Here is a 14,035-nt window from a genome sequence, read left to right as displayed (position 1 = left end):
AAATGGGGTGACGGAATGGCAAAAGAAGCATTGGACAGGATAAGGGAAGCGGAGAAGACTGCACGTGAACTTATAAGTGAAGCAAGTCAGAAAGCAAGAGACATCAGGCGTGATGCGGAAGTGCTTGCGGAAAAAGAGTATAAGGGGGTCATTGCAAAAGCACAGCATGAAGCTGAACTACAAAGAGATAAAGCTCGGCAAGAGGGAGAATCTCTTGCACAGCCGATTTTAGAGAGCGGAAGCATCAAATCGGCAGAACTGGAATCCATGGAGGTCACAGATCTCATGGGTGCAGTTGATATTATTATAGAGAGGATCGTGAAGGCTAATGGCAATCGTTAAGATGAGCAGTTTCAGCCTGTTTACCTTCGAATCGGATCGTGAAAGACTACTGCATGAACTGCAGAGATTCAGTTATGTTCATTTTACCGATCTTAAGGCTAACTCCGATCTGCTGGATGAAGGATTAAATACCCTTGAAGTTCCTGTAGAAGTCAGCGCAATAGATGAAAAGATTCAGAGCGTAAAAACCGCCCTTGATCTGCTCAAAAATTACGATGACCGTGAAACGGGCATAAAAGCGATGATCAAAGGCAAATCTAATTTTACATTTGAAGAACTTGAAAAAAAAGTCTCAGAATTTGATTATGATCCGGTCATCATGAAACTAAGAGAAATCACAGGGAAAATCGATCATCTCAGCCAGGAAGAGCTGAAAGAAAAGGCTGTAATCGAAGATCTTAAACCATGGAAGAATTTGAATTTTGATGTGCGTCTGCTGAAGGAGTTCACCTATAGTGAAGTGTTTACAGGGACTGTACCGAAGAAACTGATGGATAGTCTCAAAAATGAACTCGCAGAGCTTAAAGAAAGCTATTTTGAACAGCTCAGCGAAGGTAAGGATGAGGCATATATTCTCGGACTGACGATAAAAAGTCAGCGAGACGAGTTCAATGAAATCCTTAGAAACCACAGTTACACCAGCGTAAATTTGTATACTGAAGGAACACCTGAAGAAGCGATAGAATCCGTCAGAATAAAGCTGACTTCCATAAAGGAAGAGAAGAAAAACCTGCAGAATGAAATTAAGTCGATGGCAGGCAATCTTGGAAAGTTCGAAGAGGTATATGAGTATCTTCTGAACCTCAGACTACGTTTTGCAGCAGAATCTAACTTTCTGAAAACCGGAAGTGTAAATGTAATTAACGGATATGTTCCTACAGATAAAGCGGATACATTTGAAAAAGCGGTAGCAGAGACACAGGAAGGCGCTTATTACCTCGAGATCAAACCTGCGGATAAAGAAGATGACGGTGTACCGATCATGCTGAAGAACGGTAAGTTTTCTGAATCGTTCGAATCCCTGACTACGATGTATTCGCTGCCTACCTACGGAAGCCTGGATCCAACACCTCTTTTTGCTCCATTTTTCTTTGCCTTCTTCGGCATGATGATCGGAGACTGGGGTTACGGACTGATTCTGTTCCTGGGTACCGGCATTGTCCTCAAGGTAGCAAACCTTGATAAAGGTCAGAAGCTGATGATGAGATTTCTTTTTTATCTCAGTTTTTCAACCATTATATGGGGCCTGATTTTCGGTTCCTTCTTTGGCCTGGCCATACCGGGTGTTGCACTCATTACACCGGCGACAGAATATCAGAAGCTGCTCATCATTTCAGTGATTTTCGGCGGAATTCATCTCTTCTATGCACTGGGCATTAAAGCCTATCTTGCATTCAGAGAAGGAAAACCCCTTGATGCATTGTATGACGTAGGATTCTGGTACATGGCACTGATGGGTGCCATAGTATTCCTTCTGACCATGTTCATTCCATTTGCACCGGCAGTGAAGACAATAGCCCTTGTGGTTATGGTTGTAGGCATGGCGGGTATTGTGCTGACAGGCGGACGTGAAAATGAATCGATCGTCGGTAAACTTGCAGGCGGTATGTACAGTCTGTACGGAATATCAGGATATATCGGAGATTTCGTCTCCTACTCAAGACTTATGGCGTTGGGACTTGCCGGTGGATTTATCGCGACAGCGATCAATATGATGGTGGGCATGCTCTTTGGTATGGGAATCCCGGGTATCATAGGCGGTGTTGTAGTATTTATATTCGGACAGGCATTTAATCTGTTCCTTTCAGCATTAAGTGCATATGTTCATACGTCGCGTCTGACTTATGTTGAATTTTTCGGTAAGTTCTACGCAGGCGGCGGAAAACCATTCAAAGTATTCAGAAACAAATCGAAATATATTAATATTGAATAACAATTAGGAGGAAAATAACATGAATTTTAGTCAAATGGTAATGGAAAACGGTGGTATTATTTTTGCGGTAATCGGGATTGCTCTTGCGGTCATTCTGTCAGGTATCGGATCAGCAAAGGGTGTTGGTATCGTAGGTGAAGCGGCAACTGGACTGATTATCGAAGAGCCTGAAAAGTTCGGTAAGTCACTTGTTCTTCAGCTTCTTCCTGGTACTCAGGGTCTTTACGGATTCGTAATCGGCCTGATGTCACTCGGTTCACTTTCAGTGGATATGACATTTGCCAACGGTATGTATATCCTGTTCGCATGTCTTCCGATTGCTTTTGTCGGATACTTTTCTGCAGTTTATCAGGCACGTACAGCAGCTGCTGGTCTTGCGATTCTTGCGAAAAATGAAGAGCACTCCACTAAGGGTATTATCTATGCAGTAATGGTTGAAACCTATGCACTTCTTGCATTTGTTATGTCACTGATTCTTCTTTCTTCAGGCGGATTCTAGTCTTAAGAGAGAAGAGCATAATAAAAGCAAAGGAAGTGAGTTAATGTCCAATCTGGAAAATTTGACGGATAAAATTATAGAAGAAGCAAAGAGTCAGGCAGGATCCATGATTAAAGAGGCAGAAGCTTACCGCGATGAAATAGTCAGGAAGAAAACGCATGAAGCAGAAGAAATCAAAGTGAAGATGCTGGAAAAAGCGGCCTTTGAATCGAATCTGCTTAAAGAGAGAATTGTATCCAATGCTGAAGTCAAAAAAAGAAATGAACTTCTTAATGGAAAGCAGATCATCATCAACAGAGTTTTCGAAGAAGCAAAGTCCAAATTAAATCATCTGCCACAGGACGAATATATCGGATATCTGAAGGATATTCTTTCTACGCTTAATCTTAAAGGCACAGAAAAACTTGTTGTTAAAGAAGAGTATAAGGAAGCAATTAGTAGTCTCGGACTGGGATATGAGATTGCCGATGAAACGGCAAAATCAGGTTTCCAGATTGTGGATGAAAAGATTTCCTTAAATTACGATTTCAATGATATGGTAGATTTCTACCGAGATGAGCTTGTAAAAGATGTAGCAGATTCATTATTCAGGGAATAGGAGGTTTTTATGAACAGAATGGATTTTTCCCAAGCTGTCATCAGGGTCAAGGTCCTCGAGAAAAAGCTTCTATCCCGCAGCAGACTGGAGAGAATGGTTGATGCAAGAGATATGGAAGAAGTCTTCCGAATTCTTGGTGAAACCGAGTATCAGCAGCATTTAGGCAATATTTCTAGGGCGGAAGATTATGAAGAAATCCTTGCAGCTGAACTAAAGCGTGTATACGCACTGATGGATGAACTGACGGGTGAGAAAGTCATTTCAGAAATTCTCTCCTTAAAATATGATTATCACAATCTAAAAGTGCTGCTTAAGGAAAAGATTTCAGGCAAGTCACTTTCCCATCTATATGTGACTTATGGCACACAGGATATCACAAGAATCAAATCGGACCTCAATATGGGAGATTACTCCGATATGGATGTTAGGATCGCTTCCGCATTAACGGATATTGAAGCGGATTTTACAAAAAACAGTGATCCCCAAAGAATTGATATCCTTATGGACAGATACTATTTCAGACACCTTCAATCAATCGCCGACGAGGCTGATATTCCGATGTTTAAAGAGTATGTTCAGAATCAGATCGATTTTGCAAATATCAAGACACTGATCAGAGTCAAAAAAATGGATAAAGACATCAGGTTTCTGGAGGAGGTTCTGCTGAAAGGCGGAAATATTCCGATGGACAGTCTCATCTATTCAATAAACGACTCTCTGGATGTCATCATGAACAAGATGAAGAATGAAAAGCTGTCTAAACCGATACTTGAAGGCCTTGAAGCATACAGAAAGACAGGAAGACTTAGTGAGTTCGAAAAGATTATCGATAATGAACTGATGGCTGTCAATGAACCATCCAAAAACATCATATTCGGACCTGAACCGCTTTTTTCCTACCTTAATGCCAAAGAAGCTGAAATCAAGGCGCTTAGAATCGTCATGGTTTCTAAGATCAATAAACTTTCTCCAGAAGTCATAAGAGAAAGGTTGCGTGATTTATATGTATAGAATAGGAGTTATCGGGGACAAGGATTCCATCCTGCCATTCATGGCCCTTGGAATTGATGTATTTCCCGTTGTTGGACCGGAGGAAACCAGAAGAACCCTGGATACTCTGGCCGCCAAGAAATATGGAGTTGTGTTTATCACAGAACAGTCAGCTGTGCTCATTCCGGATACCATTGAAAGATATGTCAAGGAGCTGGTTCCAGCGGTGATTCTTATCCCGAGTAACCAGGGCAGCCTGAATATCGGACTGGATCGGATCAACAGGAATGTAGAAAAAGCTGTAGGTTCAAATATATTATAGAAGGAGCGCTCTAATGAAAGTCGGAAAAATAATTAAAGTGTCCGGCCCCCTTGTTATTGCAGAGGGTATGGATGAAGCCAACGTCTATGACGTGGTTCAAGTTTCAGATAGAAAGCTCATTGGTGAAATAATCGAAATGAGAGGCGACAGGGCTTCCATCCAGGTATATGAAGAAACAACTGGAATCGGACCCGGCGAACCTGTTTATACTACAGGAGAACCTCTTTCCGTTGAACTGGGACCAGGACTAATCGAGGCCATGTTTGACGGTATTCAGAGACCTCTGAATGCTATTATGGAACGAGTGGGTGATTTTCTTGAAAAGGGTGTGGATGTAAACGCACTCAACAGAGAAAAACTGTGGAAATTTACACCGACCGTCAAAGTCGGTGATGAGATCTCCCAGGGAGATGTCATCGGAACGGTACAGGAAACTTCAATTGTTCTTCATAAGATCATGGTGCCATTTGGCGTAAGTGGTGTGGTGAAGGAAGTAAAAGAAGGAGAATTTACAATCGTTGATACCGTCTGTGTTCTGGAATCAGGCAAGGAGCTGACCATGCTTCAGAAATGGCCTGTAAGAAAGCAGAGAGGATACATAAACAAGATCAATCCGGATGAGCCTTTAATCACCGGACAGAGAGTTATCGATACCTTCTTCCCGATTACAAAGGGAGGAACTGCAGCAGTTCCAGGTCCGTTCGGATCAGGTAAGACTGTTGTACAGCATCAGCTTGCAAAATGGGCGGATTCAGAAATCGTCGTCTATGTAGGTTGTGGTGAACGCGGAAACGAGATGACAGACGTTCTTCTTGAGTTCCCTGAAATCATTGACCCGAAGACAGGCGAATCCCTCATGAAAAGAACAGTACTCATCGCCAACACATCCAATATGCCTGTTGCGGCGAGAGAGGCTTCCATCTATACCGGTATCACCATAGCTGAGTATTTCAGAGATATGGGTTACAGCGTAGCCATCATGGCTGACTCCACTTCCAGATGGGCAGAGGCTCTTAGAGAAATGTCCGGAAGACTTGAAGAAATGCCTGGTGATGAAGGATACCCAGCTTACCTTGGATCAAGAGCAGCTGAGTTCTATGAAAGAGCCGGTAAGGTCAACTGCTACGGCAACGACGACAGAGTCGGTGCACTGACCATCATCGGAGCGGTATCCCCTCCAGGAGGAGATATTTCGGAGCCGGTTTCACAGGCTACACTTAGAATCGTTAAAGTGTTCTGGGGACTTGATGCTAGTCTTGCCTACAGAAGACATTTCCCTGCAATCAACTGGATGAACTCCTACTCCCTCTACCAGTCAAAGGTTGACGGATGGATGAACAAAAATGTTGATATGGAATTCTCCGCAAACCGAGTAAAAGCCATGGCGCTTCTTCAGGAGGAATCCTCACTTCAGGAAATCGTAAGACTTGTCGGCCGTGACTCACTGTCAGAGACCGATCAGCTGAAACTTGAAGCGGCTAAGTCCATCAGAGAAGACTTCCTTCAGCAGAATGCTTTCCATGAGCAGGATACTTATGCATCCCTGCCTAAGCAGAATCTTATGCTCGAACTTGTCCTCCATTTCTATGATGAAGGCTTAAGAGCACTGAAGAACGGAATCTATCTGAGCGACCTCATCAATCTTGAAGTAAGAGACAGAATTGCAAGAGCGAAATATCTTGAAGAAAAGAATATCGACAAAATGACTGAAATCATGAAAGAAATGACACAGGTCATCGATGATCTCATCGCAGAAGGAGGTATCCTGAATGCTTAAAGAATACAGGACAGTTAGTGAAGTTGTAGGACCTCTGATGGTCGTTGAAGGCGTTGAAGGTGTAAAGTATGAAGAGCTCGTGGAAATCGAGCTTCAGACCGGCGAAAAAAGAAGAGGCCGTGTACTTGAAATAGATGGCGATAAAGCCATGGTCCAGCTGTTTGAAGGATCCACAGGAATCAATCTTAAGGGAACGAAAGTCAGATTCCTTGGAAAACCTCTTGAACTGGGCGTATCCGAAAGCATGATCGGCCGTATATTCGACGGACTGGGCAGACCAAAAGACGGTGGCCCTGAGATCATTCCTGAAGAGAGAAAGGACATCAATGGTGTTCCGATCAATCCGGTAGCAAGAAACTATCCTTCGGAGTTCATACAGACAGGAATCTCTGCCATTGACGGACTGAATACTCTTGTCCGTGGACAGAAGCTTCCGATCTTCTCCGGATCAGGTCTTCCTCATGCAGAACTTGCCGCTCAGATCGCAAGACAGGCGCGAGTAGTCGGTAAGGGAGACAAGTTTGCGGTGGTGTTCGGTGCCATCGGTATCACATTTGAAGAAGCTCAGTTCTTTATAGACGATTTCAAGAAGACAGGCGCCATTGACCGTGCGGTTCTTTTCATGAACCTGGCCAATGACCCTGCCATCGAAAGAATCGCAACCCCTAGAATGGCACTTACCTGCGCAGAATACCTTGCTTTTGAAAAGGGTATGCACGTACTGGTTATTCTGACAGACATCACAAACTATGCTGAAGCTTTAAGAGAGACCTCAGCTGCAAGAAAGGAAGTTCCAGGAAGACGTGGATACCCAGGATATCTTTATACCGACTTATCCACTCTTTATGAAAGAGCGGGAAGAATCAAGGGTAGAGCAGGATCCATCACACAGATTCCGATTCTGACCATGCCTGAGGATGACAAGACTCATCCGATTCCTGACCTTACAGGATACATCACAGAAGGCCAGATCATTCTTTCAAGAGATCTGTACAAGAGAGGAATAGAACCACCTATTGACGTTCTGCCTTCTCTGTCAAGACTTAAGGATAAGGGTATCGGCCGCGACAAGACAAGAGAAGACCATGCTGATACCATGAATCAGCTCTTCGCAGCCTATGCTACAGGTAAGGAAGCCAAAGAGCTTTCTGTAATCCTTGGTGAATCTGCACTTTCAGAATCCGACAAGGCATTTGCCGATTTTTCAGATGCGTTTGAAAAGAGATATGTCAGTCAGGGATATGAGACCAACAGAGAAATCACAGATACTTTAGATCTTGGATGGGAACTTCTGACAATCCTGCCAAGAAATGAGCTGAAGAGGATAAGGGATGAATACCTTGAGAGGTATATGCCTAAGGAAACTGAAGGAGTTGAGTAACCATGGCAACACTTAATGTTAATCCAACTCGTATGGAATTAACCAAACTTAAGGCAAGACTGGTTACCGCTACAAGAGGTCATAAACTCTTAAAAGACAAACAGGATGAACTCATGAGGCGTTTTATTGAGATGATCAGAAGAAACAAGACTCTGCGTGAGAATGTGGAGAAAGAACTGATTGAAGTATTCAAGGAATTTCTCGTATCTTCAGCCATCATGAGCCCAGAATTTCTTGAAGAAGCTGTAGCGCTTCCGAAGGAAGAGATTACAGTGGACATCAGAAAAAAGAATGTCATGAGTGTTAATGTACCGGTAATGAACTTCGTCAGAAAGCTCGCTGATGATCCTGGAAGCATCTATCCATATGGATATGCCCAGACATCTTCCGAGCTTGATGATGCCATCTCGAGGCTGTATGCAATCATGCCGCAGCTTCTGGACCTGGCTGAAGTGGAAAAGTCATGCCAGCTTATGGCTGACGAAATCGAAAAGACCAGAAGAAGGGTAAATGCCCTGGAGTACAGGACAATTCCCGAGCTTAAGGAAACCATCAAATTCATCAGAATGAAGCTTGATGAAAATGAAAGAGGAACCATTACAAGGCTTATGAAGGTCAAGGATATCATTCAGAAGGGTTAAGTAAATGATAGAGCAAGGAGAGGCGAAAGTAGAAATACTTGGCCTCTCTTTTTCATATTTCACTCTCATAAAGGATGATTTATGTTATTATAACAGTATATTCAACATCACCAGCCATATAGAAATTTCTGGAGCTGGATAATGATATAAGAATTTGATTATAGTATGAGTGAAAGTGCTCACAATTGAACAATTGGAGGATTCAATGGATTATTTGAATAAGAATATCGCACGAAATCTTAAGAGAATCAGACTGGTCAAGGGACTGAGTCTCGATAATGTGGCGGAGCAGACAGGCGTCAGCAAGTCTATTCTTGCCCAGATTGAAAGAGGCGAGGCGAATCCGACAATAGGAACCATAGAACGAATCATAAGCGGTCTGAGAATCGGTATTACCGAGCTTACGGAAGACAACAGTGTACTGAACAAGATTGTATCGGGCAGCACCATGGAGCCGTTTAAAAAGCAGAAGGGCGCCTATACGGTCTACAACTACTTTCCTTTTGAAGAGAACCGTCCGTTTGAAATCTACTGGATCCATATCAGTCCGGGCAAGGAATACAAGACAGGTGGACACGGCATCAGCACGGAGGAGTTCATCATGCTTTATGAAGGAGAGCTCCTGATTCTGCAGAATGATGAGAGCATCACACTACATGAAAGCGATGGGCTTAGGATATCCACTGAACAGGAACATACCTATGTCAATGTGGGTGATAAGGAAGCGCGATTTATTCTCGTGTTCTCCTTTATGAAAATATAAATTCAAAGTGCTCAAGGCTGCAAAGGCACTGCAGCTTTGGGCATATTTTGTGAGAAAACCATTAACATCCTGGCAATCTTTTCCTACGATTCCAAATACTGCTTGAATAGTGAGAGGAAAGAATGATATCATCTAAGTGTGATAGGAGTTGATTAATATGGAAGAAAGCAGAATCCTTAAATTCAAGGATGAAGACGGGAATGTCGTGGAACTGGAAGCCGTTGCTGAAATCTATCTGGAAAAGCAGAAATATCTGATTCTCGCACCGCTTGATGAAGATAGTGATGATGAGTATGTCTATCGTGTTGATGCAGACCAGGACGGTAAGGAAGAACTCAATGCTATCGAAAGCGATGAAGAATTCATGGCAGTTAAAAAAGAATACAAAAATCTATTATATGGTGAGGGTGGAAGAGATGAATAAAGAAAGTATCATACAGTATCTTGAAAACAACGGACTTACGGATATCGATATCCTTAAGGATGAAGAAGGCCTGATCGTTGCTACAGCATACTATGATTTTGATGATGATGAAATGGAAGCAGGAAGAGCCTACGCAAAAGATCAGGTTGTGGAAGATGATGATGAGTCGGTATATACTGATTATCTCATGAATTACCTTGTAGATCTTGCTGTGGACAATATCGGAGAGATTATGGAAGAATTCATCGAAGAAGAGGGTATTGATGCACAGTACCTGACTTATGAAATGGATCAGGATGAAATGGAAAGTATTCAGGTTGCTATGCTGTTCTCCAAGGGAGACTTTGACAGCGATCTTGAAGATATCCTTGATGAACTGGAGATGTAGATAAAACCTCATCTGTTAACGGAATATTGGGAATATTCAAGAGAAGCCGTGTTGAAAAATGCGAAAAATGTGTTATAATAAGATTAAATAAGATCCTGAAATGTGCGTGTAGCCTATATATTCAACCTACATTACAAATCCGGGATTGCTAATAGAGAAAATGATATCAGACTTTAAAAGGTAGCTACCTATTCCTAGGAACATAAGTAGATAAAGAGTTTTCTTGAGGCGAACCCACCTGCTTAGGGCAGGTATGGATTAATAGGTGAACGGCATGTCGGGAAACTTAAATGATTATAATTGCTCTGCTTCCCAGCAGAGCAATTTTCATATTTAAGGAGGCAAAAATAGAATGAAAGACATTCCACACGATGAACTCGTGGCAAAAATCAATGAATTTACAAAAGTATCAAGAGAGAGAGAACTTACATCAGAAGAAGAGAAGGAAAGAAAAGAATATAGAGATGAATATCTCATGAGAATCCGCTCAAGCATGAAGAGCAATCTGGATGGGGTAGAATACAAGAAGAAGTAGGAGGTAGAGGTATGTCAGTTAAAGTAAGGAACCTGATCAAGGACTTTGACCTGGAAGTCCTCAATGAGGGTGCAATCAACAGTGAAATGACCATCAATGATATCAACAGGCCGGGACTTCAGCTGGCAGGTTTTTATAACTATTTTTCAAAAGACCGCGTTCAGGTTATCGGAATGGGTGAGTGGAGTTTTCTCGATGAACTTATTCCTGCACTGAGGGAAAAAAGAGTGGAGAAGTTCATGTCCTATGACATTCCTTGTGTAATCATCACGCGGAATCTCGATCCTCACGAAGAACTTATGATTGCTGCCAGGAGAAACAAAAAGTGGATCCTACGCACGAAGCTTTCCTCTACAATCTTCATTTCAAGACTCACCATGTATCTGTCCAATGAAATCGCACCTGAAACAAGACTTCATGGAACCCTTGTGGATATTTACGGTATGGGTGTGTTTATTACTGGTGTCAGCGGAATAGGTAAGAGTGAAGCGACTCTTGAGCTGCTTAAAAGAGGTCATCGCCTGGTGGCAGATGATGCAGTGGATATCCGGGCTGTGGAAGGTGTCCTTCGGGGAAGATGTCCTGAGATCACCTTCGGGATGATGGAGGTCAGAGGGCTGGGCATCATCGATGTTTCTGCGCTTTACGGACTGTCCACCATGATTCCGAACAAACGGATCGATTTCATCATTCATCTTGAACACTGGAGAGATGACGGAGATTATGACAGGCTGGGCATGGATGAATTCGAGGAGATTCTTGGTGTTAAAGTGAAGAAACTGGTCGTACCGGTTAGAAGCGGACGGAATATTTCCATCATCATCGAAGCGGCGGCTGCAAATTACAGATATTCCAGAATATCAAAAGTTTCTCCTGCGGAAGTCATCGATGAACGTATGAGAGATGTGGCCAAAAGAAAGGCAATAGATGAAATCGAGCTGTAAGTCTTCGGATTTAACATGATTCGCAATTATAGTTGAATTTATTCTGGTTTTAAACTATAATTAAACTAATTTAAAATCATTATAAAATAGAGGTGAAAAACATGGTAGTAAACAATATTGATGTTTACCTCAGAGAAAAAGGTGTAAAACCTTCCTACCAGAGAAAAAGAATATTCGAATATATGATGAACAATCTCAATCACCCTTCAGTAAATGATATTTACGAAGCGCTGATCAATGAGATTCCGACATTAAGTAAAGCCACCGTATATAATACAATGAATCTTTTCCTTGAACATAAACTCATAGAAGTGCTGCCCATTGACACCAATGAGGCAAGATATGATGTGTTCAATCCCAAAGAGCATGGACATTTTAAATGTGATGTCTGCGGAAACATTTTTGATGTGAGCATCAAAATCAATGTGGAAGATATTTCGGATGATCTGGCCGGTTTTAAAGTCGACTCTGAGATATACAATTTCCGGGGAACATGCAAAGCATGTCATGAAAGCGGAAAAGAAAATCAGGCCATCTAACTGGTCATTTATGAAGATTGAGGGAAGCAGAAATGATATTTCTGTTTCTTTTTTTGCTGATTTTCAAGAGTGATTTTGATGAAATGGTGATATTCATCAGAAATTAAGACGAATTACAGACCTTCTTTATTTGGCCTGCGGGAAAATTGTGATAAAGTGGATAGTAATGGAAGAATTTCCTGAACTGATCAGGACAAATATAAGGAAAGACATGAAGGAGAGAGTGAAATGAACAGGATATTGCTTGTGGAAGATGACAGTGCGATTGTCAAAAATCTGGTGGATATACTCCAGAGGGAAGGATTTTCTGTGGATACCGCATCAGGACAAAGTGATGCCATGGATCTCCTTGAAAAGGAAAGGTATGATCTGTGCCTTCTGGATATCTCACTGAAAGAGGGAAACGGGTTTGCTATATGCCGCGCCATAAAAGACAGGGATGATACCCCTGTGATCTTTCTCACCGCTTCCGGGGACGAATACAGCGTGGTTGCGGGATTCGATATGGGTGCAGACGACTATGTCAAAAAACCGTTCCGACCAAGAGAACTGATTTCAAGAATCAGAAGTGTTTTAAGGCGTTCGGGCAAACACCAGTCTGTCATAGAGATTGAAAATCTGTCTGTGGATTCAGTCAAGGGTGTCATCAGGAAAAATGGAGAAGAAATTTTTCTTTCGGCGCTAGAATACAGACTGCTTCTTGTTTTTCTCAATCATCGGGGTATGGTGCTCTCAAGATCGAAACTTCTGGAAGAAATCTGGGATATTGCCGGGGATTTTGTCAACGACAATACGCTCACGGTATACATCAAAAGACTCCGGGATAAAATTGAAGATGATCCGCAGCATCCCACCATCATCAGGACCGTGAGAGGTCTTGGCTACAAGGCTGGTGACTGATATGGGGATCATCAGAAATCCTGAACTGAAAAAACATCTTGTCATTCAGGCGCTCATTTTGGCAGTCCTGACCCTTGTCGGATTCAACCATGATCCTTATGCCGGCGTAATGGTGCTCCTGGCATCTTCCCTGATGATGCTTACGAATGTCTTCTTCACCTTCAGAAGATACAGTGTTATTGCAAAGCTCACGGATGAAATCGACGAAGTGCTCCATAAAGATACCTTTAAGCCCATATCCATGTATGAGGAAGGAGAGCTTTCCATACTGAGTACCCAGATTCACAAAATGAACATGAAACTGGAGGAGCAGAAGAGCGCTCTTCTCCATGATAAAGTATATCTTTCTGAATCACTGGCGGATATTTCCCATCAGATCAGAACACCGCTGACGGCTTTAAACCTCACCTGCGATCTGCTTCTTGAGGATGATCTTCAGCCTGGAAGAAGGAAATCCCTTGTCAAGGAACAGATGAAACTTCTTGATCAGATCGACTGGCTGATCAGTGCACTTTTAAAGCTTGCAAAGCTTGACGCCCGTACGGCGAAAATGGCGAAGGAAACTGTTCCTGTGAAAGATCTTCTACGAAGAGCGACCGAGCCTTTAGGTATTGCCATGGAGATCAAGGAGCAGGAGCTTAGGGTAAGACAGACAGGTGAAGAAACTTATGTGGGAGACATCTACTGGAGTGCGGAAGCACTGCTCAACATTCTTAAAAACTCAATGGAGCATACACCGATGGGTGGATCCATCTCCATCGACGTTTCCGAAAACGTGCTTTATACCGAAATCATCATAAAAGATGACGGTCATGGAATCGATAAGGAAGACCTTCCGCACCTCTTTGAGCGTTTCTACAAAGGGAAGAGCTCGAGTCAGACAAGCGTAGGGATAGGACTTGCCCTTGCGAGGATGATCATCATCCAGCAGGGAGGTACCGTTAAGGCGGAAAACAATTCGGATCAAGGTGCGAAATTCACCATACGATTCTATAGACCTAAAGAAGAAGAAAAGAGAGACGGGCAGTAAAATGCAGTCTCTCTTTTATAATGTGACGA

The 14,035-nt window shown here is 42.6% G+C and carries 17 protein-coding genes and 1 other RNA gene; all 18 read left to right on the top strand.

Features of this window, described 5'->3' with window-relative positions:
* Positions 1–15: 15 nt before the first annotated feature.
* The 18 genes from RTX25_RS00655 (at position 16) to RTX25_RS00570 (ending at position 14,006) form a co-directional block, all read left to right on the top strand.
* The gene (locus RTX25_RS00655; RefSeq protein WP_312649367.1) at positions 16–342 is read left to right on the top strand and encodes an ATPase; all 327 of its coding nucleotides are present in this window, start codon (positions 16–18) and stop codon (positions 340–342) included.
* Positions 329–2,275, top strand: coding sequence for a V-type ATP synthase subunit I (locus RTX25_RS00650; RefSeq protein WP_312649366.1), 1,947 nt, complete (start codon positions 329–331; stop codon positions 2,273–2,275). Before RTX25_RS00655 ends, RTX25_RS00650 begins: the two co-directional genes overlap by 14 nt.
* Positions 2,276–2,294: 19 nt before the next feature.
* Positions 2,295–2,774 carry a V-type ATP synthase subunit K gene (locus tag RTX25_RS00645; protein WP_312649365.1) on the top strand — a complete coding sequence of 160 codons (480 nt, stop codon included), beginning with the start codon at positions 2,295–2,297 and terminating at the stop codon, positions 2,772–2,774.
* Between the two features lie 43 nt (positions 2,775–2,817).
* A complete protein-coding gene (locus tag RTX25_RS00640) occupies positions 2,818–3,372 on the top strand; it encodes a V-type ATP synthase subunit E (RefSeq protein WP_312649364.1) in 555 nt (184 codons plus the stop codon).
* A 9-nt stretch (positions 3,373–3,381) separates the two neighbouring features.
* Positions 3,382–4,383, top strand: coding sequence for a V-type ATP synthase subunit C (locus RTX25_RS00635; RefSeq protein ID WP_312649363.1), 1,002 nt, complete (start codon positions 3,382–3,384; stop codon positions 4,381–4,383).
* A complete protein-coding gene (locus RTX25_RS00630) occupies positions 4,376–4,684 on the top strand; it encodes a V-type ATP synthase subunit F (protein ID WP_312649362.1) in 309 nt (102 codons plus the stop codon). Before RTX25_RS00635 ends, RTX25_RS00630 begins: the two co-directional genes overlap by 8 nt.
* Before the next feature lie 13 nt (positions 4,685–4,697).
* The gene (locus RTX25_RS00625; protein WP_312649361.1) at positions 4,698–6,461 is read left to right on the top strand and encodes a V-type ATP synthase subunit A; all 1,764 of its coding nucleotides are present in this window, start codon (positions 4,698–4,700) and stop codon (positions 6,459–6,461) included.
* Entirely contained in the window at positions 6,454–7,842 is a 1,389-nt protein-coding gene (locus RTX25_RS00620) for a V-type ATP synthase subunit B (RefSeq protein ID WP_312649360.1), read from the top strand. Before RTX25_RS00625 ends, RTX25_RS00620 begins: the two co-directional genes overlap by 8 nt.
* A 2-nt stretch (positions 7,843–7,844) precedes the next feature.
* Entirely contained in the window at positions 7,845–8,483 is a 639-nt protein-coding gene (locus RTX25_RS00615) for a V-type ATP synthase subunit D (protein ID WP_312649359.1), read from the top strand.
* Positions 8,484–8,688: 205 nt separating this feature from the next.
* Positions 8,689–9,246 carry an XRE family transcriptional regulator gene (locus RTX25_RS00610; RefSeq protein WP_312649358.1) on the top strand — a complete coding sequence of 186 codons (558 nt, stop codon included), beginning with the start codon at positions 8,689–8,691 and terminating at the stop codon, positions 9,244–9,246.
* A gap of 157 nt (positions 9,247–9,403) precedes the next feature.
* The gene (locus RTX25_RS00605; protein WP_312649357.1) at positions 9,404–9,670 is read left to right on the top strand and encodes a DUF1292 domain-containing protein; all 267 of its coding nucleotides are present in this window, start codon (positions 9,404–9,406) and stop codon (positions 9,668–9,670) included.
* Entirely contained in the window at positions 9,663–10,058 is a 396-nt protein-coding gene (locus RTX25_RS00600; RefSeq protein WP_312649355.1) for a hypothetical protein, read from the top strand. The genes RTX25_RS00605 and RTX25_RS00600 overlap by 8 nt, the downstream gene beginning before the upstream one ends.
* Before the next feature lie 89 nt (positions 10,059–10,147).
* A non-coding RNA gene (gene ssrS / locus RTX25_RS00595) (6S RNA) lies at positions 10,148–10,346 on the top strand.
* A 64-nt stretch (positions 10,347–10,410) separates the two neighbouring features.
* Positions 10,411–10,593 (top strand): DUF896 domain-containing protein, encoded by a 183-nt coding sequence (locus RTX25_RS00590; protein WP_312649354.1) that lies wholly within the window; start codon positions 10,411–10,413, stop codon positions 10,591–10,593.
* Positions 10,594–10,604: 11 nt separating this feature from the next.
* The gene (hprK, locus tag RTX25_RS00585; RefSeq protein WP_312649353.1) at positions 10,605–11,537 is read left to right on the top strand and encodes an HPr(Ser) kinase/phosphatase; all 933 of its coding nucleotides are present in this window, start codon (positions 10,605–10,607) and stop codon (positions 11,535–11,537) included.
* Positions 11,538–11,638: 101 nt separating this feature from the next.
* The gene (locus RTX25_RS00580) at positions 11,639–12,076 is read left to right on the top strand and encodes a Fur family transcriptional regulator (protein WP_312649352.1); all 438 of its coding nucleotides are present in this window, start codon (positions 11,639–11,641) and stop codon (positions 12,074–12,076) included.
* A gap of 228 nt (positions 12,077–12,304) precedes the next feature.
* Entirely contained in the window at positions 12,305–12,976 is a 672-nt protein-coding gene (locus tag RTX25_RS00575) for a response regulator transcription factor (RefSeq protein ID WP_312649351.1), read from the top strand.
* A gap of 1 nt (position 12,977) precedes the next feature.
* Positions 12,978–14,006: a HAMP domain-containing sensor histidine kinase gene (locus RTX25_RS00570; RefSeq protein ID WP_312649350.1), complete on the top strand. Its 1,029-nt coding sequence runs from the start codon at positions 12,978–12,980 to the stop codon at positions 14,004–14,006.
* The last annotated feature ends 29 nt before the right edge of the window (positions 14,007–14,035 follow it).

Origin of the sequence: Proteiniclasticum sp. (assembly GCF_032054185.1) — a bacterium.
Lineage (GTDB): Bacteria > Bacillota > Clostridia > Clostridiales > Clostridiaceae > Proteiniclasticum.
Note: the sequence above shows the minus strand (reverse complement) of the source record. Positions and strands in the feature narration are given on the sequence as shown.

Bases quoted from the DNA above. Each gene is read 5' to 3' on its own strand.
- RTX25_RS00655 (WP_312649367.1), top strand. From the start codon at position 16: ATGGCAAAAGAAGCATTGGACAGGATAAGGGAAGCGGAGAAGACTGCA.
- RTX25_RS00590 (WP_312649354.1), top strand. From the start codon at position 10,411: ATGAAAGACATTCCACACGATGAACTCGTGGCAAAAATCAATGAATTT.
- RTX25_RS00615 (WP_312649359.1), top strand. From the start codon at position 7,845: ATGGCAACACTTAATGTTAATCCAACTCGTATGGAATTAACCAAACTT.
- RTX25_RS00620 (WP_312649360.1), top strand. From the start codon at position 6,454: ATGCTTAAAGAATACAGGACAGTTAGTGAAGTTGTAGGACCTCTGATG.
- RTX25_RS00610 (WP_312649358.1), top strand. From the start codon at position 8,689: ATGGATTATTTGAATAAGAATATCGCACGAAATCTTAAGAGAATCAGA.
- RTX25_RS00630 (WP_312649362.1), top strand. From the start codon at position 4,376: ATGTATAGAATAGGAGTTATCGGGGACAAGGATTCCATCCTGCCATTC.
- RTX25_RS00600 (WP_312649355.1), top strand. From the start codon at position 9,663: ATGAATAAAGAAAGTATCATACAGTATCTTGAAAACAACGGACTTACG.
- RTX25_RS00640 (WP_312649364.1), top strand. From the start codon at position 2,818: ATGTCCAATCTGGAAAATTTGACGGATAAAATTATAGAAGAAGCAAAG.
- RTX25_RS00605 (WP_312649357.1), top strand. From the start codon at position 9,404: ATGGAAGAAAGCAGAATCCTTAAATTCAAGGATGAAGACGGGAATGTC.
- hprK (WP_312649353.1), top strand. From the start codon at position 10,605: ATGTCAGTTAAAGTAAGGAACCTGATCAAGGACTTTGACCTGGAAGTC.
- RTX25_RS00635 (WP_312649363.1), top strand. From the start codon at position 3,382: ATGAACAGAATGGATTTTTCCCAAGCTGTCATCAGGGTCAAGGTCCTC.
- RTX25_RS00650 (WP_312649366.1), top strand. From the start codon at position 329: ATGGCAATCGTTAAGATGAGCAGTTTCAGCCTGTTTACCTTCGAATCG.
- RTX25_RS00625 (WP_312649361.1), top strand. From the start codon at position 4,698: ATGAAAGTCGGAAAAATAATTAAAGTGTCCGGCCCCCTTGTTATTGCA.
- RTX25_RS00575 (WP_312649351.1), top strand. From the start codon at position 12,305: ATGAACAGGATATTGCTTGTGGAAGATGACAGTGCGATTGTCAAAAAT.
- RTX25_RS00580 (WP_312649352.1), top strand. From the start codon at position 11,639: ATGGTAGTAAACAATATTGATGTTTACCTCAGAGAAAAAGGTGTAAAA.
- RTX25_RS00570 (WP_312649350.1), top strand. From the start codon at position 12,978: ATGGGGATCATCAGAAATCCTGAACTGAAAAAACATCTTGTCATTCAG.
- RTX25_RS00645 (WP_312649365.1), top strand. From the start codon at position 2,295: ATGAATTTTAGTCAAATGGTAATGGAAAACGGTGGTATTATTTTTGCG.